The following is a 17,847-nucleotide window of genomic DNA, read 5'->3' as shown; positions in this document are numbered from 1 at the left end:
TTGCTTCGATGCGTTGACCATGCCCGCCGCCATTTACGGTTTTCTTACGGCGCGGTTTTCGCCGGGACCTGGGTGAAGTGCGCCGCCACCACCCGCCAGCCCAGTCGGTCGTCCCGGAACCACGTACGCGTGTAGCGCAGCTGGGCCGCGAACGGCTCGCCGCCGACCGTGCCCTCCATCCACGCGAGCAGCCAGGTCACGCCGGCTCGCCCTTCGACCAGCACGGTCAGGTCTTCTTCCTGCACCTTGGTCAGCAACTGCTGGCCCGACTTCTGGAGGTCCAGGTCATCCTGCTTGCCGAAACACTCGCCGCCGTACGTGAAGATCAGCCGCTCATCCAACAACTGGTCCAGAACCTCGACATCCCTGGCCAGTTGCGCCCTCTGCAACCGCCGCTCAGCTGCCCGCAACTCTTGCTCACCATCCACCGCGCCTCCTCCTGACTGCTCCGCGAACTGCGCCGCGAAGGGTATGGTGGCGACGGTAGGCGGGGCGGGGCGGCGGTGATCACGGATATCTCGGACAGCGAAATTCGTTGGCACAGTCGGGCAAGATCGTTGGCGTGCCCACCTTCACCGCCGCTGACGGAACCCTGTTCGCGTACCACGTCACCGGCGAGGGCAATCCACCCCCACTGTGCCACCTTCGCGTCGGGTGGGGGGCTGGGTTTTCGTCGAGTGCGGCACTTTGTCCCACGCTCGACGTCGAGTGTGGGGTTTTGTCCGGCACTCGACGCTGGACCTGTTGCCGGTGGGGCTGATGTGACTATTAAGGGTAGTCAGGGAATCATCCAGGAAAGTACGGGTGTGGACTGCAGGACGACGATCAGGCACATGATGGCGAGCAACAGCAGGCTCCAGCCGAAGACTTTCCGGAAGAGGTCGCCCTCTTTGCCGGCCAGGCCGACCGCGGCGGCCGCGATGGCGAGGTTCTGCGGGGAAATCATCTTGCCGAGCACGCCACCGGAGGAGTTCGCGGCGGCCATCAGGAGCGGGTTGAGACCGGCCTTGTGGGCCGCCGCGACTTGCAGTGCACCAAAAAGCGAGTTGGAGCTGGTGTCGGAGCCGGTCACCGCGACTCCCAGCCAGCCCAGCACTGGGGAGAGCACGGCGAAAGCCGCGCCAGCGCTGGCCATCTGGGTGCCAAGCGTGGTCGTCTGACCGGACGCGTTCATCACGTAAGCGAGGCCCAGCACCGCCATCACCGTGACGATCGCGGTGGCCAGCTGCCGCAGGGTGCGCCCGTACGCCCGGACCGACTCGCCGATTTTGATAGCCAGCAACGGGATCGACAGGATCCCGGAAAGCAGCATCAGGGTGCCGGCGGCGCTGAGCCAGTTGAACTTGAACTGGACGAGCGAGAGCGGCTTGCCCGCGCTGTTCGCGACTTCCAGGCCCGGCCAGCCAAAACTGCCGCCGGCCGCGTTCAGCACCTTCAGGATCGGCGGCAGTTGGGCGACACAGAAGACCACGATGATGACCAGATAGGGCGCGTACGCACGAAAAACGTCCATCTTGCCGTCCACTGTGGACTCAGCGGTGCCAGTTGACTCGGTGGTGGTCGGCTCGGTGTCGATCCGCTCGATCGGGCGCAGCCGGAGCACCAGCACGACCGCGAGCGCGGACACCAGCGAGGCGACGATGTCGGCCAGCGGCACCGACACGAAGTTGGACGTAAGCCATTGCGTCAGACCGAAAACCAGGCCGCAGGCCAGCGCCGGCAGCCAGCCCTGGCGCACCCCGCGGCGGCCGTCGACCATGAACACCAGGACCAGCGGAACGACCACGGACAGCAGTGGAGTCTGCCGGCCAACCATCGATCCGAGCTGCTGGACCGTCAAGCCGCTGACCTGGCTGAGTGTGGTGATGGGCACGGCCAGCGCGCCGAAAGCGACCGGAGCGGTGTTCGCGACCAGCGCGACGCTGGCCGCTTTTATCGGCTTGAAACCGAGCGCGATCAGCATCACCGAGGTGATCGCGACCGGCGTACCGAACCCGGCGAGCGCCTCCATCAGTGCGCCGAAACAGAAAGCGATAATGACCGCTTGCATTCGCTGGTCACCGCTGATCCGGCTGAAGGACCGCCGTAGCACGTCGAAATGGCCGGTGCTGACGGTCATGTTGTAGAGCCAGATCGCGTTGATAACGATCCACAGAATCGGGAAGAAGCCAAAAGCGGCGCCCAGCAGGGCGGCGTCCGCGGTCTGGCCGACCGGCATTCCCCAGGCCGCGATCGCGATGACCGCGGCGATCGCCAGCGAAATCAGCGAGGCGATCCAGGCCCGCATGCGCAGCACGCCCAACAGCAGGAACAGTGCGACCAGCGGGATGGCGGCCAACAAGGCCGACACCAACAGGGAACCGGCGACCGGAGCGAGCTCCTGACGGTACATCGCAACACCACCGTGGTAGGTCCGACCGTACGAGCGCGGAGAGTGTAACGCGGGCCACCGGCGGCGCGCCCGTTCGGCGAAGGGCCAGCAGCGGACACCAGAAGTAGGAGACAATCTCGCCGTCCGGCCGGCGACGAGATGGCAACGAAACGGAGACCGCGATGCACGTACCCACCGGGGTGGCCAGGGCAGTGGCCTCCACGATGCTCCGGCCGGTGCTCAGCCCGCGGGTACCGCCGCGCTGGCAGCGGCGGTTGGTGGACGCCTGCTGCGCGACCATGACGATGCCCAGGGGTGTACGGCTCGCCCGCGGCTGGCTCGACGGCGTGCCGGCCCGGGTCGCGGTGCCGAACGAGCGGCTGGAGAGTGCCGCGATCGTGTATTTGCACGGCGGTGGCTATGTCACCGGCTCGTCCTTCAACCTGCGTACGCTCGCGGCCGGGATCGCCGCCGCGGCCGGTGCGGTGGCGTTCATCCCGGACTACCGGCTGGCGCCCGAGCACCCGTATCCGGCCGCCCTGCTGGACACCATGGCCGTCATCCGGGCGGTCCGTCGGCGCGGCTATTCGCGGCTCGCGCTGGTCGGCGACTCGGCCGGCGGCGGGTTGGCGATCGCGGCCGCCATTCGGCTCCGAGACGCCGGCGAGCCGCTGCCGACCGGGCTGGCGGTGATCTCGCCCTGGGTCGACCTGACCCTGACCGGCGAGTCCTATTTGACCAAGGCCGAGGCCGATCCGCTGCTCACCGAGGAATGGCTGCGATTCTGCGCCCTCGCGTACGCGGAGTCCGCTGACCCGGCCAACCCGGAACTTTCCCCGCTCTACGCCGATCTTTCCGGTCTGCCACCGCTGCTTATCCAGGCTGGTACGGAAGACGTGCTCATCAGCGACGCGGATCGGCTCGCCGACGCAGCCAAAGCTGCCGGCGTCAGCACCGAATACCGGCGTTTTCCCGGGCTGTGGCACGATTTCCAGCAATTCGCCGGCGTGCTTGCCGAAGCCGATGAAGCGGTCACCTATCTGGGCCGCCACATCCGCGCCGGCCTCGCTTAACCCGCGAATGTAACGATACGACTCGGTTCTGTCCCCGTTTTGTGAGCCGTATCGTTACATTCGCGGAGTGGGGTGCAGGGAAGCGTCGAGGATTTGGGCGGTGTGCAGGGCCGGGATCGGGGTGCCGCGGCGGTCGAGAGCGGCGGTGATTTGCATCAGGCAGCCCGGGTTCGCGGTGACCAGGAGTTGGGCGCCGGTGCCGGCGATGGCGTCGGCCTTGCGGGCGCCGAGGTCGCCGGCGGCCTCGGGCTGCAGGAGGTTGTAGATTCCGGCGGAGCCGCAACAAAGTGCCGCGTCCGGGGGCTCGACCAGGGTCAGTTCGGGAATTCCGCGCAGAAGTTCGCGCGGCTGCTGCCGGATTCCCTGGGCGTGCGAGAGATGGCAGGCGTCGTGGTAGGCGGCCCGGACCCGGACCGGGTGGCGTTCGGCGACCGGGCCCAACTCGACCAGGAATTCCGCCAGGTCGCGGACTTTCCCAGCGAAGTCAACGGCTTTCTGTGCGTACGCGGGGTCGTCCTTGAGTACGTCGGCATATTCCTTGAGGGCTGAACCGCAGCCCGCCGAGTTGATGACGACGGTGTCGACGCCGGCTCGGCTGAAGGTGTCGATCGTCCGGCGGGCGAACCGAGCGGCCTCGGATTCTCGGCCGTTGTGCAGGGAAAGCGCACCGCAACAGCTTTGCGATGGCGGAATGATGACCTCGCAGCCCTCGCTGGCGAGGATCCGTGCGGTGGCGCGGTTCACCTCCGAGAAGAAGGCATCCTGGACGCAGCCGGTGATCATCGCGACGACCGCGCGTTTCTGGCCGCGTGCCGGGACGCGGGACGGGAGGCCGCGGCGGCGGCCCAGCGGCGGGGCGATGGATTCCATCGCGCGCAGCCCAGTGGGCAGCTTCGCCAGCAGGCCGGTGCGCTGGGCCAGCCGGCGCAGACCGGTCCGCTGGTATGCCATCAGGCCCGGCCGCAGGGCACGCAACCGCCTGGGATAAGGAAAAGTCGCGAAGATCAGTCCGCGCAGCAGTTTCTCGCCGCCGGTACGCTGGTGCCGCCGCTCGATCTGCGCGCGGGTGTTCGTCACGATTTTGTCGTACTGAACACCGGAAGGGCACGCCGTCACGCACGCCATGCAGCCCAGGCAGCGGTCGACGTGGGTGACCATCGTGTCGGTCATCGGGCCACCGGACAGGCCGGTGTTGATCAGATCGATCCGGCCGCGCGGCGAGTCGGATTCGTGCCCCCACAACACATAAGTGGGGCAGGTGGGCAGGCAGAATCCACAGTGGACACAGTCGTCCACCAGCTCCCGCGACGGTGGCCGGTGGTCGTCGAATGCGGCCATCAGATTCCTCCCACGAAACGTCCTGGCGCGAGCCGGCGATCCGGATCGAACCGTGCTTTGACCCGACGCATCACATCCAGCGCCGGCACCGGTCCCCAGGCATCGGTGCCGAGCGCCGCCAATGCCTGGTGGACACCGAAAGCCGCGCTCTCCACTCGTACGGTGCCGTCGTGGTTGGCGGCCGTACGCCGTAGAGCGACGACCGTTTCGGCCACCGCGGCCGGGTCCGCGGTCGCTGGAAGTCCAAAATGGACAACGCCGAGCCCGAGGCAGCCGCGGCACCCGATGTCGAGATCCAGACTGGCCGCGTGGTCCATCAATGCGCCGATGCCGGAAGCTGCCACCGCGGACCGCAGCACGGTCCCGGCCAACGGCTCGTACCACCAGCCGGGCAACGACGTTTCGACGGTTCCGCCGCCCAAAAGATCAGCCACCGCCCCAGCGCGCGCCTGGATGCCGGCGGTCACGCCTTCGACCAGGACAGCGACAGTAGCCGGCCCGGAGCCGCTGCGGTTCACTTCTACGGCGGTTGGTACGACCTGGGAATGCCGTAATGCCAACGAAAGTTCGCCAGCCTGGGCGCCGCTGTCCACCGTTTTGGTGACGAGCGCGCAGGACTCGGGCGTCGGATGCAGCCGGAAGACCGCCTCGGTGAGGACGCCGAGGGTGCCCAGCGAGCCGGTCAGCAGCTTTCCCAGGTCGTAGCCGGCGACGTTTTTCACCACCGCGCCACCGGAATGCGCGACCGCGCCGTCCGCGCGGACCATCGTCACGCCGATGAGCACATCGCGGACCGTGCCGTATCCGTACCGCAGCGGGCCGGACGGGTTGGCCGCGATCGTGCCGCCGACGGTCCCGCCGAGCGCCCCAGTCTGGCCGGCCAGCCGGGTGGCCAGCGCGAGCCGCTGCCCGGCCGGCGCGAGTGCTTCGGCCACAGTGGACATCGGGGTGCCGGCGCGTACGCGCACCACCAGGTCGCCGGCCGCGTGGTCGACGATCCCGGTCAGGCCACCGGTGTCCAGCACGATGTCGACCCGCTCCGGCCGCTGCCCCCAGCTCAGTTTTGTGGCGCTGCCGCGCGGAACGACGGTCAGCCCGCGGGCGGCGGCGAGCCGGAGCAGCGCGGCGGTGTCCGATGTGGACGTGGGCCGGGCGACGAAGCGGGCTGGCACGCCGTCGACGACATCCGCGTCAGTGGCGTCGGCCAGCACGTCCTGCGCGGTGGAGGCCATCAGAAAATCTCCGCGGGAGTGCGCTCGCCAGCGCTGTGCACCCGCGGCACCTCGCCGCACATCCGGGGTGTCGGGAAGATCTTGCCAGGATTGCAGATATTGCTGGGATCGAAGGCGCACCGGACCAACTGCATAGTGTCCAGGTCGTCATCGGTGAACATCCGCGGCATATGTTTCGCCTTGTCCGCGCCCACACCGTGCTCGCCGGTGATCGAGCCGCCATGGGTGATGCACAGGTCCAAGATCGCGCCGGAAACCTCCTCGGCGGCCTCCTCGGCGCCCTCGATCCGGCCGTCGAACAGCACCAGCGGATGCAGATTTCCGTCGCCAGCATGGAAAACATTCGCCACTCGTACGCCGGAGGCCGCCGACAGTTCGGCCATCGCTCGCAACACCTCCGGCAGGGCGGTACGCGGGATAACACCGTCCTGCACGATGTAGTTCGGGCTGATCCGGCCCACCGCGGCGAAAGCGGACTTGCGGCCGCGCCAGATCAGCGCCCGTTCCTCGTCGGTGCCGGCCACCCGCACCTCGAAGGCTCCGCTGGCCCGGCAATGTTCTTGTACGGCCGCGAAAGTGTGCTCGACTTCGGCCGCTGGACCGTCGATTTCCACGACCAGGACGGCACCGGCGCCGGCCGGATAGCCGCAGCCGACGGCGGCTTCGGCGGCCTCGATGGCGAGCGCGTCCATCAGTTCGATGGCCGCTGGCACCACCCCGTCGCCGATGATCGCGCTCACCGCAGCACCCGCGTGGTCAGTGCTTTCGAAGCCGGCCAACAAAGTTTGTACCGACTCCGGGTTTCGGGTCAGTTTCACCGTCACCTCGGTGGCCACCCCGAGGGTGCCCTCGGAGCCGACGAAAGCGCCCAGCAGGTCGTAGCCGGGATATTCGACCGCCCGGCCACCCAATGGCACCTGGTCGCCGTCGGGAGTGACGATCTGACAGCCGGTCACGTGGTGGGCGGTGAAACCGTACTTCAAGCAGTGCGCGCCCCCGGAGTTCTCGGCGAGATTTCCACCGATGGAACAGATCTGCTGGCTGGACGGGTCGGGAGCGTAGTGGAATCCCTGCGCTGAAGCCGCCCGCGTGACGTCGAGGTTGATGACCCCCGGCTCGACGACGGCGCACCCGTCTTCCGGTGCGATCGCAAGGATCTTGCGCATCCGGGCGGTGACGATGAGGACCCCCTCGGCGTGCGGGAGCGCACCGCCGGACAGCCCGGTGCCAGATCCGCGGGCCACGAAAGGCACCCCAGACTCAGCACATGCTCGTACGGTGGCGGCGATGTCGCCGGCGTTTTCGGCCAGCACCACCAGACCGGGTTGGACTCGCATATTGGTCAGCCCATCGCAAGCGTACGTACCCAGCTCGGTCGGATCGTCGATCACCTTCCAACTTCCGAGGCTGGGCCGCAAAAGATCGCGAATGGCGGCCAGTCGAGGAGTCATGGCATGCGGTCGTACGCGGGCAGGGTCAGGAACTCGGCGAAGTCGTCGGCCAGCGCTACCTCTTTGAACAGGGCCGTGGCGTCGGCGTAGGAGGCGTCGCCGAGTTTTGCCAGCTCCTCATCGATGATCGTCTCGACCAGCGAGGTGGTGACGGTCTCGCCGGTGTCCAGCTTGACCTCATTGTGGATCCACTGCCAGATCTGCGAGCGGGAGATCTCCGCGGTGGCCGCGTCCTCCATCAGGTTGAAGATGTTCACCGCACCCGAGCCGGCCAGCCAGGACGCCAGATACTGCAAGCCGACGCTGACCGCGTTCGCGAGGCCATCGCGGGTGCACTTTCCGGGCGTACTGGCGACATCGAGCAAGTCCGCGGCCGAAACACTGACGTCCGTGCGGAGATTGTCGCGCTGGTTGAGCTTTTCGCCCAGAACGTCATCGAAAACTTCTCGGCACAGTGGCACCAGGTCTGGGTGTGCCACCCACGAGCCGTCAAAGCCGTTGCCGGCTTCGCGTTGCTTGTCCTCCCGCACTTTGGCGAAGGCAGTGGTGTTGATCTCCGGATCGCGGCGGCTCGGGATAAAGGCGGCCATCCCACCAATCGCGTGCGCGCCGCGCTGGTGGCAGGTCTGAACCAGCAGGTTCGCGTACGCGCGCATGAAAGGCGCGGCCATCGTGACCGCATTACGGTCCGGCAGCACAAAAGCTTCGCCTCGGGTCCGGAACTTCTTGATGATGCTGAACAAGTAGTCCCAGCGGCCGGCGTTCAGGCCGGCCGAGTGCTGGCGGAGTTCGTAGAGAATCTCCTCCATCTCGAACGCGGCCGGGATGGTCTCGATCAGCACGGTGGCCCGGATCGTGCCGACCGGGAGGCTCAGGACGTCCTGCGCAGTGGTGAAAACCTCGTTCCAGAGCCGGGCCTCCAGGTGGCTTTCCATCTTCGGCAGGTAGAAGTACGGGCCGCGGCCGGCCTCGATCTGAAGTTTCGCGCAGTGGAAGAAATACAGTGCGAAGTCGACGAGAGCGCCGGCGACTGGCTCACCGTCGACGGTGATGTGCTTTTCCGGCAGATGCCAGCCGCGCGGGCGTACGACCACGGTGGCCAGCTCGTCGGCCGGTTTCAGCGCGTACGACTTTCCTTCGTCCGTACGGAAGTCGATCTGCCGGCGGGTCGCGTCCAGCAGGTTCAGCTGGCCGCCGATCATGTTCTCCCAGAGCGGGGTGTTGGCGTCCTCCAGGTCGGCGAGCCACACCTTCGCGCCGGAGTTCAGCGCGTTGATGGTCATCTTTCGGTCCGTCGGGCCGGTCATCTCGACCCGTCGGTCGACCAGCCCGGGCGCCGGCTCGGCGACGGACCAGTCGGCGGCCCGGACGGCGGCGGTCTCCGCGGCGAAGTCCAGTGTGCCGCCGTCGATCAGGTCCTTCGCCCGCGCCGCCCGGGCCAGCAGCAAGGCGTCCCGGCGATCGCCGTACTCCCGGTGCAGCTTCGCGACCAGCGCCAACGCGTCGGCGGTGAGGATCTCGTCGTACCGGTCATGGATCTCGCCGGTGACGACGACGCCGTCGGGCAGGTCGAGCGAAGAATCTTGGGTCATGCCGGAAGCCCTCACTAGTCACTCTGTGTTCCACCGGGCGGAACGTCGTTTCCAGGATCGAAAATCGACGCTACCGCCCGGTTCAGGCGTTCACAACTGTGGCTGGCTACCCGAGATTGAGCAGCGCTATGCCGATCACGACCACCGCCGTCGCGACGATCCGCGGCCGCCCGAAGCGCTCGTGGAAGAAGAGTGCCCCGATGATCGCGCCGACCACGATGCTGGTCTCCCGCAGGGCCGCGATCGGCGCCAGCGCGCCGCGCGTCTGGGCCCAGAGCACCAGCCCGTACGCCAAAACGCTCAAGGCGCCGCCGGTCAGGCCCCGCACCCACACCGGTCGTACGGACGGCCACAGTTCCCGTCGCCGGACCGCCAGCGCGACAACCACCGTGCCGATCCCTTCGGTCACCATCAGCCAGCCGGTGTAGCCGGGTGCGCTTCCGGACAGCCGCACGCCGATGCCGTCCACAGTGGTGTAAGTCGCGATGGACACGCCGGTCGCCACCGCCGCGCCGATCGCCGGCAGGTGCGGCCGGCCGCCCTTGCCGCCCAGCAGCGCCACCGAGACGAGCCCGGCGGACACCACGGCGACTCCGCAGACCTGCGGCGGGCTGAGGTGCTCGCCGACCAGGACAGTCGCGCCGACCGCGACGAGCAGCGGCGACGTGCCGCGGGCCAGTGGGTACGCCTGGCCGAAGTCGGCCAGCCGGTAGGAAAGGATCAGCAGCATCATGTACGCGACGTGGATGGCCGCCGAGATGCCCAGCGGCAACCAGCTGGCTCGGGCCGGCAGTGGCGCGACCGCGATGAGAATGACGCCACAGCCCGCGCCGCCGACCGCGACCAGGGCGATGGCGGCCCATCGATCGGTAATCGCGTGGGCGATGGCATTCCAGCAGGCGTGCACTACGGCGGCTATACAGACCGCGATGACCACGGACAGAGGCAACATGTGAAGGCTCCTTTTTATGGCATGGCAAAGGAACCCCTCGTGGTTTTTATCCTGTCAGGTGTGGACGGCCTTGCGTGTCTCGGGAAATCCGCCCTGGTGCCGCTCGGTCCAGACCCGTACCGCTCTCGTTTTCGACACTGCCAACGAGCGAACGACGGAACCCTAGGCACAGCCTCATGCTGTCCTGGAGCCTAGAACGGGCGACCGGAAAACGGACGGTGGTAGTGATCTGGGCCACTGGCGCTCGCGGATTTTCGTACCAGGATGGACAGCGATGCGAGACCACCAACGCAAGCTCCTCATCCTCGTGATCTGCTGCATGAGCCTGTTCATAGTCAGTCTGGACAGCACGGTCGTGAACCTCGCGCTGCCGGCGATCGGCCGCGAGCTACGCAGCAGCGTTTCCTCGCTGCAGTGGGTGGTCGACGCGTACACCCTGGTGCTGGCGGCGCTGCTGATGCTGGCCGGTTCCACCGCCGACCGGCTCGGTCGGCGGCGGATTTTCCAGGTCGGGCTGGTGGTTTTCAGCGTCGGATCGCTGCTGTGCAGCGTGGCGCCGACCGACTCGCTGCTGGTGGCTTTCCGGATGGTGCAGGCGGTCGGCGGCTCGATGCTCAATCCGGTCGCGATGTCCATCATCACGAACACCTTCACCGTGCCGTACGAGCGAGCTCGGGCGATCGGCGTCTGGGGAGGCGTGGTCGGGCTGAGCATGGCATTGGGGCCGCTGGTCGGCGGCTTGCTGGTCGACTCAGTTGGCTGGCGCTCGATTTTCTGGCTCAACGTACCGATCGGCGTGTTGGCGCTGGTGCTCACCCGGTTGTACGTGCCGGAGTCCAATGCCCCGCGGCCCCGCCGGCTCGACCCGGTCGCCCAGGTGCTGGTCGTCGTTTTGTTGGCAGGCTTGACCTTCGGCATTATCGAGGGGCCACGGCGGGGCTGGGGCTCGGCGGTGATCATCGGCTGTTTCGCTGCCGCTGTGGTCGCCGTGCTGGTCCTCGTCCGGTACGAGCTGCGCCGGGAGGAGCCGTTGCTGGATCCGAAGTTCTTCGCCAGCGTCCCGTTTTCCGGAGCCACCCTGATCGCGGTCTCCGGTTTCGCGGCGATGGGCGGGTTTCTGTTCCTGAACTCGCTTTATCTCCAGAACGTCAGGGGATTCACCCCGCTGCACGCCGGGTTGCTGACGTTGCCGATGGCAGCCGCCTCGGCGGTGGCCGCGCCGCTGTCCGGCCGGCTGGTCGGGGCCCGCGGGCCGCGGCTGCCGCTGCTCGTCGGCGGGGCTGCGATCGTCGCGTCCGGCCTGCTGTTGACGGGGTTGACGGCCGGCACCTCGGTCGTCTTCCTGGCGGTCGCGTACCTGCTTTTCGGGCTGGGCTTCGGAATGATCAACGCGCCGATCACCAACGCGGCGGTGTCCGGCATGCCGCGGGCGCAGGCCGGCGTCGCCGCCGCGGTCGCCTCCACCAGCCGGCAGGTGGGCGCCACTCTCGGCGTCGCGGTCTTTGGCGCGGTGGTCGCCGGCGTCGGGGCCAGCGCTTTCCCGGCGGCCAGCCACCTCGGCTGGTGGATCATGACCGGCGCCGGCGCGGCCATTCTCGTGCTAGGGGTGCTAACGACCGGCGGATGGGCGAAACGGACCGCCCAAACGGCCTTCCCGACCGAAATCGCGGTGGGTGAAACCTCACTTGGCGGCTGATGCGCGAGCTCGCTCCGGCAGGTCGCCGAGGCCGATGACGAGGTTCGTGGTCAGTGACGGCAGCACGTCGGTGGCACCGGTCGTACCGAAATATCCGGCCATTTCCAACAGAACGTAGCCGTGCATGGCGCTCCACAGTTGGGCGGCGACGGTCAGCGGCGGCGCCTGATCCAGTCGGCCGGCGTCGATGCACCGGGTGGCGGCTCGCAGCAGGTAGCCGAACGCCGTACGTCCCTCGGCCGTGTCGCTTTGCGCGCCGGACTCGTCGAGCCCGAACATGACCTGGTAGAGGTGCCGGTTTTCCAAGGCATTCTGCCGATAGGCGCCGGCCATCTTCAGCAGGTCGGCGACGCAGTCGTCGGTTTGCGGGCTGGCCTTCAGGTGCGCGCAGAGCCGCGCGAAGCCCTCCCGGGCGACGGCTCGTACGAGCTCGGGCATGCCACCGAACCGGCTGTAGACGGCCATCGTCGAGGTGCCGGCGGCGATCGCCAGCCGGCGCGCCTGCAGGGCCTGCGGGCCGCGCTCGGCCAGCAGGTCGATGGCGGCCCGCACCAGATCGGCGCCGGCGTCGGGGGGAGTCGGGTCCTGGCTCACCCTTGCCATCCTGCCATAACACTGTTATAAATCTCGATATAACAATGTTATAGCTGGTCGGGGGCTTGCTGATGACGAACCATTTCGCGCGGGACAACTACGCCCCGATCCGGACCGAGCAGACCCTCACCGAGTTGCCGGTGACCGGGCACCTGCCGGCCCACCTCGACGGCCGCTACCTGCGCAACGGGCCGAACCCGCTGGCCGACATCGACGAGCAGGCCTACCACTGGTTCATGGGCGACGGGATGGTGCATGGCATCCGGATCCGCGACGGTCGCGCCGAGTGGTATCGCAACCGATGGGTGCGTACGCACCAGATTTCCGAGGCCCTCGGCGAAAAGCCCGGCCCGGTCCGGCCGGGTGCCGGGCTCAGCGGTTTCGGCGCGAACACCAATGTGATCGCTCATGCGGGCAAGACGCTGGCCCTGATCGAGGGCGGGGTGGCCTCGTACGAACTGACCGACGAACTGGACACGGTCGGGCCGTGTGACTTCGACGGCACTCTGCCCGGTGGCTATGTGGCCCATCCCAAGCGCGATCCGGACACCGGCGAGCTGCACGCGGTGTCGTACTTTTTCGGTCGGGGTAACAAAGTGCAGTATTCGGTGATCGGCCTGGATGGCCGCGCCCGGCGCACGGTCGACGTCGAGGTCACCGGCAGCCCGATGATGCACGACTTCTCGCTGACTGAGAAGTACGTGATTTTCTATGACCTGCCGGTGACTTTCGACGCGCGCCAGGCGGTCGCCGGCGCGGTTCCGCCGTTTTTGCGAGCACCCGCCCAACTTTTCCTGTCCGCGGTGCTGGGCGGCATGTGGGTGCCCGATCCGGTACGAGCGATGCTCATCGAGCGCGGCGGTGCGTCTAACGGCCGTTTCCCGTACCGGTGGAACCCGAAATACCCGGCGCGGGTCGGCGTGATGCCGCGGCACGGCGACAACAGCCAGGTGCGCTGGTTCGAGGTCGGCGCGTGCTTCGTTTTCCACCCGTTGAACGCATACGACGACGGCGACTCGGTCGTCCTGGACGTGGTGCGGCACCCGAAGATGTTCGCCACCGACTTTCACGGCCCGAACGACGGCGTACCGACGCTGGACCGCTGGACGATCGACCTGGCCGGCGGAAAACTCCGCGAGGAGCGCCTCGACGACCATCCGCAGGAGTTCCCGCGGGCGGACGAGCGGCTGCTTGGCCGGCGGCACCGCTATGGCTATGCCATGCAGGTGGGGCACCATGGCGGCGCGGCCGACTCGATTCTCAAGCACGACCTGGTCGCCGGCACTACTTCGGTGCGGTCGCTGGGAAAGAACACTCAGGCGTCCGAGTTCGTCTTCATCCCGAATGCGGACGACTCGGCTGAGGACGACGGTGTGCTGATGGGATTCCGGTACGACGGCGGCACGGATCGCAGCGACCTGCTGCTGCTCGACGCCGGCAGCCTCGACGAGGTCGCCGCGATCCACCTGCCGGACCGGGTCCCGCACGGATTCCACGGAAACTGGCTGCCTACCGAGGCATAGACCCCGTGATGCGCGACACTATATGGCGCGACATGGATGTCGTGTCATATAGTGACGTGACATGGAGATGGGGAGGTCGCGATGACCGAGATTCACTTCCGGAAAGTGGTCGTCGACCGGTTCGGCGGGCCTGAGGTCCTGCGTACGGTCGAGACGACCCTGGCCGCGCCGCCTCCTGGGCACGTACGGCTGAAAGTCCTCGCGATCGGCGTCGGCTTCACCGACCTGATGGCGCGAAGCGGCGAATATTTGTTGCAGCGCAAGGTTCCTTTCAGCCCCGGCTACGAGCTGGTCGGTGAGGTGGTGGACACCGGGTCCAATGTAGACCTGGCTCCAGGTGTCCGGGTTGCCGTCTCTCTCCCCGAAATGGGCGCGTACGCCGAGTACGTCACGCTGCCAGCGTGGCTGGCCGTGCCGGTGCCAACTGGTCTCGACACCGTCGTCGCCGCCACCATCCCACTCGACTACCTGACTGCTTTGAGTGTGCTGGAAACACATGCACGTGTCGGTGCGGGTGATCCGGTGCTGATCCAGGGCGCCGGTGGTGGGGTCGGGCAGGCGCTCAGCCAGCTGGGAAAACTGAAGGGCCTGCGGATGTACGGCACGGCCTCGGCGGAGGGCAGCGCGCAACGGCTGGCGCGTACCGGCGTCCGGTTCATCGACTATCGCCGGGACGATTTCGTTGCGAGGATGAGGGAATTCGAGCCCGGTGGCGTCCAGGCGGTGTTCGACCACATTGGTGGCGGCAACCTGCGTAAGGGATATCGGCTGCTCAAACCCGGCGGGGTGTTGGTGAGTTACGCCTTCGCCGGACGGCCTGGTCACATGGTCGGTGACACCGTGCGAGGTGGTGCGCGCGTACAGCTGATGGGTCTCCTGCCGGGAAAACGAACCGGCCTTTGTATGCTGCCCAAGCAGGCGCGATCCCATTCCGATTGGTATAGGGAAAGTCTGGGCCGGCTCCTCACGCTCGCGGACAAAGGTGACCTCCGACCGACGGTCGGTGCCACATTTGGCTTGGCGGAGGCGGCAAAGGCGCACCGGGCGCTGGAAGATCGCGCTGTCACTGGCAAAGTCGTGCTGGTGACCGGGTGAGGGAGGGCCATGAAAGCCGTCGAGGAGCTGCGCTATCTCGTTCTGGCCCTGCAGCGCGAAGGCAACCGGCTGCTGGCGGCGAGCCTGCGCCCGCTCGGCCTCACGCCGGCCCAGGCCGAGGTGGTCGGCATCCTCGCGACCCGGCCGCCGCTGTCCCTCAACGGCATCGGTGAGCTGCTGGTCTGCGAGTCGGGTACGAGCCCGAGCCGGATCGTCGACCGGCTGGTCAGTGCCGGTCTCGTACGACGGGAGGGCACGCCGGCGGACCGGCGGCAAGTCCTGCTGTCGCTCACCGACCAGGGCCGTGCGCTGGCCGAGCGGGTGGCCGAGGTCGAGGACGGGTTGCACCAGGCGCTGGAAAACCTCATCGGCGACCGGCCGATCGACGGCACAGTGGAGTTGTTGAGGGAGCTGGCGTCCGGTTTTCCGGCGGGACAGGCGATCCAACGCCGAAAAGGCGGCGCCGCTAATTGACATGCCGATTCACCGGTTCCCGTGCCAAGATAGACGGCAAATGGGAGAACCTTCTTTGAACACGAACATCTCAAACACTGGCACGGCCGAGATCGAGCTGGACGACTGGTCCCTCGAAGAGGAGCCCGTCCAGGAGTCCGGCTTCGACGGCGACCAGCTGGACCTTGCCGAGCGCCACGCGCTTCGCCGGGTCAGCGGTCTGTCGACCGAGCTCGAAGACGTCACCGAGGTCGAGTATCGGCAGCTCCGGCTGGAGCGGGTCGTGCTGGTCGGCATCTGGACCAGCGGCACGGCCGAAGAGGCCGACAACTCGATGACCGAGCTCGCCGCACTGGCCGAGACGGCCGGCTCACAGGTCCTGGAGGGCCTGCTGCAGCGTCGCGGCAAGCCTGACGCAGCGACGTACCTGGGCTCGGGCAAGGCCCGCGAGGTGCGCGAGGTGGTGCTCGCGACCGGCGCTGACACCGTCATCTGTGACGGCGAGCTGGCTCCTTCGCAGCGCCGCCAGCTGGAGGACATCGTTGGCGTCAAGGTCATTGACCGGACCGCGCTGATCCTGGACATTTTCGCGCAGCACGCGAAGAGCCGGGAGGGCAAGGCGCAGGTCGAGCTGGCTCAGCTGGAATACCTGCTGCCGCGACTGCGCGGTTGGGGTGAGTCGCTGTCCCGGCAGGCCGGTGGTCGGGTCGGTGCGGCCGGCGGCGGCATCGGCGGCCGTGGTCCCGGTGAGACCAAGATCGAGCTGGACCGGCGGCGGATCCACAAGCGGGTTTCCAAGCTGCGGCAGGAGATCGCCGCGATCAAGACGGTCCGTACCACCAAGCGCGCCAGCCGCAAGCGCAGTGAGGTCCCGGGCGTGGCGATCGCCGGCTACACCAATGCCGGCAAGTCCAGCCTGCTCAACCGGATCACCGGCGCCGGCGTGCTGGTCGAGGACGCGCTCTTCGCGACCCTGGACGCGACCACCCGGCGGTCCCGGATGAGCGACGGCCGGGAGTACACGCTGTCGGACACCGTCGGGTTCGTACGCCATCTGCCGCACCAGCTGATCGAGGCGTTCCGCTCGACGCTGGACGAGGTGGCGGACGCCGACCTGCTCGTCCATGTCGTCGACGGCTCGCATCCGGACCCAGGGTCGCAGATCTCCGCGGTCCGGGAGGTGCTCGCCGACATCGACGCGCTGACCGTGCCGGAGCTGCTGGTCGTCAACAAGATCGACGCGACCGCGCCGGAGACACTGCTCAAGCTGCGCTCGGAGCTGCCGAACGCGGTGTTCTGCTCGGCGCGTACGGGCGAGGGCATCGACGAGCTGCTCGCGGTCATCGAGGAGCGGCTGCCGCACCCGGCGGTCGAGGTGCGGGCGGTCGTCCCGTACGACCGCGGGGACCTGATGCACCGGCTGCACGAGCACGGCGAGGTGCTCTCCACCGAGCACACCGACACCGGCACCGCGGTCCACGCCCGAGTCGCCGGCTGGCTCGCCCACGAGCTGGCCGCCTACACCGCCTAGCTTTTTCACCGCATCGACGCGATGCGTGCGGATATCCGTTACGGCGCGAAACTGTCGTACCCCCCTGTATAAATTGGCCCCCACCCAGATCGGGTGGGGGGTGGGTTTGAGGACGCGCGTAGGCGATTTTTTTGCGTTTCTTGAGGTTTCTGGGGCCGTTGGGGCTGTACGTGCTGGAGTGGCTCGTTCCCGCTGGTGTTGATCTTGGAAGCTGGTCTTGGTCGTTGAGTGCGGAACAATGTCCCGCAGTCGATGTCGAGTGCGGGACATTGTGCTGTACTCGATGAGACATGGGTTGCCCAGTGGCGTTTCGCGCCGTACCGGGTATTCCGGTGGACCCTGGACAAGCGTAGGCAGCGGGGCGTTGCGGACACGGGCTTGAGAGACAGGGGAGACCTGGCCGTTCGAGTGGGCCGGGGCGGGATGCGACACTGGCGGGGAGGCATCGCGACGCGCTAGGCACTGGAGGCCGTGGGAATGACGTTGACCGGATTGGGCTGGATCGTCCTGGTGGTGGTCGTCATCGGCCTCGGGATGGCGGTGGCCGGCGGCGTCGGCATCTTCCGGCACCGGCAGAGCGTCCAGTCGGCCGGCGGTTCGGCGCCCCGGCAGTCCGCCGGTTCGTACAACCGGGCCGCGCCGAACCGGGCGACCCCGAACCGGGCGCCGAACCGGCACGACCACTCTGCGTACGACGACTACGAGAGCGACCGGTACGAGCAGCGCCGCGGCGCGGAGCACGACGACCAGCACGAACCCTTCGGCCGCAACCGCTCCGGCGCGGTGACCCGGACCTGGGTGCCTGGTGGCGGCGACCCGATGAACGACGAGACCGCTGTCATCCCGCGCTACGTCGAGGACGAGCCGCCGCCACCGCCCCAGCGCCGCGGCAACCCTCGCGCGCCCCGCGACGACCGCTGGTAAACAAGCTGGTAAACAAGCGGCT

At 67.6% G+C, this 17,847-nt stretch carries 15 protein-coding genes; 7 read left to right on the top strand and 8 right to left on the bottom strand.

Annotated elements, in window-relative coordinates; genetic code table 11:
* Nucleotides 1-44: 44 nt before the first annotated feature.
* Nucleotides 45-428 carry a nuclear transport factor 2 family protein gene (locus ABD301_RS38990; protein WP_279580226.1) on the bottom strand — a complete coding sequence of 128 codons (384 nt, stop codon included), beginning with the start codon at nt 426-428 and terminating at the stop codon, nt 45-47.
* Nucleotides 429-778: 350 nt separating this feature from the next.
* Complete coding sequence (locus ABD301_RS38985) at nt 779-2,392, bottom strand: L-lactate permease (protein ID WP_344315071.1); 1,614 nt, start codon at nt 2,390-2,392, stop codon at nt 779-781.
* Between the two features lie 161 nt (nt 2,393-2,553).
* On the opposite strand from ABD301_RS38985, the gene ABD301_RS38980 reads away from it, so the two are divergent.
* A complete protein-coding gene (locus tag ABD301_RS38980; RefSeq protein ID WP_163568316.1) occupies nt 2,554-3,444 on the top strand; it encodes an alpha/beta hydrolase in 891 nt (296 codons plus the stop codon).
* Nucleotides 3,445-3,498: 54 nt separating this feature from the next.
* On the opposite strand, the gene ABD301_RS38975 is transcribed toward ABD301_RS38980, so the two are convergent.
* The 5 genes from ABD301_RS38975 to ABD301_RS38955 all read right to left on the bottom strand — a co-directional run bounded on the left by ABD301_RS38975 (nt 3,499) and on the right by ABD301_RS38955 (nt 10,009).
* On the bottom strand, nt 3,499-4,782 hold the full coding sequence (locus ABD301_RS38975; protein WP_344315070.1) for a (Fe-S)-binding protein: 1,284 nt from the start codon (nt 4,780-4,782) through the stop codon (nt 3,499-3,501).
* Complete coding sequence (locus ABD301_RS38970; RefSeq protein WP_344315069.1) at nt 4,782-6,014, bottom strand: FAD-binding oxidoreductase; 1,233 nt, start codon at nt 6,012-6,014, stop codon at nt 4,782-4,784. The genes ABD301_RS38975 and ABD301_RS38970 overlap by 1 nt, the downstream gene beginning before the upstream one ends.
* The gene (locus tag ABD301_RS38965; protein WP_163568317.1) at nt 6,014-7,465 is read right to left on the bottom strand and encodes an FAD-linked oxidase C-terminal domain-containing protein; all 1,452 of its coding nucleotides are present in this window, start codon (nt 7,463-7,465) and stop codon (nt 6,014-6,016) included. Before ABD301_RS38965 ends, ABD301_RS38970 begins: the two co-directional genes overlap by 1 nt.
* Nucleotides 7,462-9,057, bottom strand: coding sequence for a malate synthase A (gene aceB, locus ABD301_RS38960; RefSeq protein WP_344315068.1), 1,596 nt, complete (start codon nt 9,055-9,057; stop codon nt 7,462-7,464). Before aceB ends, ABD301_RS38965 begins: the two co-directional genes overlap by 4 nt.
* Nucleotides 9,058-9,163: 106 nt before the next feature.
* Nucleotides 9,164-10,009, bottom strand: a complete 846-nt coding sequence (locus ABD301_RS38955; RefSeq protein WP_344315067.1) for a DMT family transporter — start codon at nt 10,007-10,009, stop codon at nt 9,164-9,166.
* Nucleotides 10,010-10,283: 274 nt separating this feature from the next.
* On the opposite strand from ABD301_RS38955, the gene ABD301_RS38950 reads away from it, so the two are divergent.
* Nucleotides 10,284-11,705 carry an MFS transporter gene (locus ABD301_RS38950; protein ID WP_344315065.1) on the top strand — a complete coding sequence of 474 codons (1,422 nt, stop codon included), beginning with the start codon at nt 10,284-10,286 and terminating at the stop codon, nt 11,703-11,705.
* Here ABD301_RS38950 and ABD301_RS38945 read toward each other — a convergent pair.
* On the bottom strand, nt 11,691-12,299 hold the full coding sequence (locus tag ABD301_RS38945) for a TetR/AcrR family transcriptional regulator (protein WP_279580234.1): 609 nt from the start codon (nt 12,297-12,299) through the stop codon (nt 11,691-11,693). The genes ABD301_RS38950 and ABD301_RS38945 overlap by 15 nt on opposite strands.
* A gap of 71 nt (nt 12,300-12,370) precedes the next feature.
* Here ABD301_RS38945 and ABD301_RS38940 point away from each other — a divergent pair, with 71 nt between their 5' ends.
* The 5 genes from ABD301_RS38940 to ABD301_RS38920 all read left to right on the top strand — a co-directional run bounded on the left by ABD301_RS38940 (nt 12,371) and on the right by ABD301_RS38920 (nt 17,825).
* Nucleotides 12,371-13,822 carry a carotenoid oxygenase family protein gene (locus ABD301_RS38940; protein ID WP_344315064.1) on the top strand — a complete coding sequence of 484 codons (1,452 nt, stop codon included), beginning with the start codon at nt 12,371-12,373 and terminating at the stop codon, nt 13,820-13,822.
* Between the two features lie 81 nt (nt 13,823-13,903).
* Nucleotides 13,904-14,917: a quinone oxidoreductase family protein gene (locus tag ABD301_RS38935; protein WP_163568320.1), complete on the top strand. Its 1,014-nt coding sequence runs from the start codon at nt 13,904-13,906 to the stop codon at nt 14,915-14,917.
* Between the two features lie 9 nt (nt 14,918-14,926).
* Nucleotides 14,927-15,391, top strand: coding sequence for a MarR family winged helix-turn-helix transcriptional regulator (locus ABD301_RS38930; protein ID WP_344315063.1), 465 nt, complete (start codon nt 14,927-14,929; stop codon nt 15,389-15,391).
* Between the two features lie 40 nt (nt 15,392-15,431).
* Nucleotides 15,432-16,901, top strand: a complete 1,470-nt coding sequence (gene hflX, locus ABD301_RS38925; protein ID WP_425552020.1) for a GTPase HflX — start codon at nt 15,432-15,434, stop codon at nt 16,899-16,901.
* A gap of 477 nt (nt 16,902-17,378) precedes the next feature.
* Nucleotides 17,379-17,825 carry a hypothetical protein gene (locus ABD301_RS38920; RefSeq protein WP_344315061.1) on the top strand — a complete coding sequence of 149 codons (447 nt, stop codon included), beginning with the start codon at nt 17,379-17,381 and terminating at the stop codon, nt 17,823-17,825.
* Nucleotides 17,826-17,847: the final 22 nt, after the last annotated feature.

The sequence above is a fragment of the Fodinicola feengrottensis genome (assembly GCF_039530045.1).
Lineage (GTDB): Bacteria > Actinomycetota > Actinomycetes > Mycobacteriales > HKI-0501 > Fodinicola > Fodinicola feengrottensis.
The sequence above is the reverse complement of the archived record's forward strand: the minus strand, read 5'-3'. Positions and strand labels throughout refer to the sequence as shown.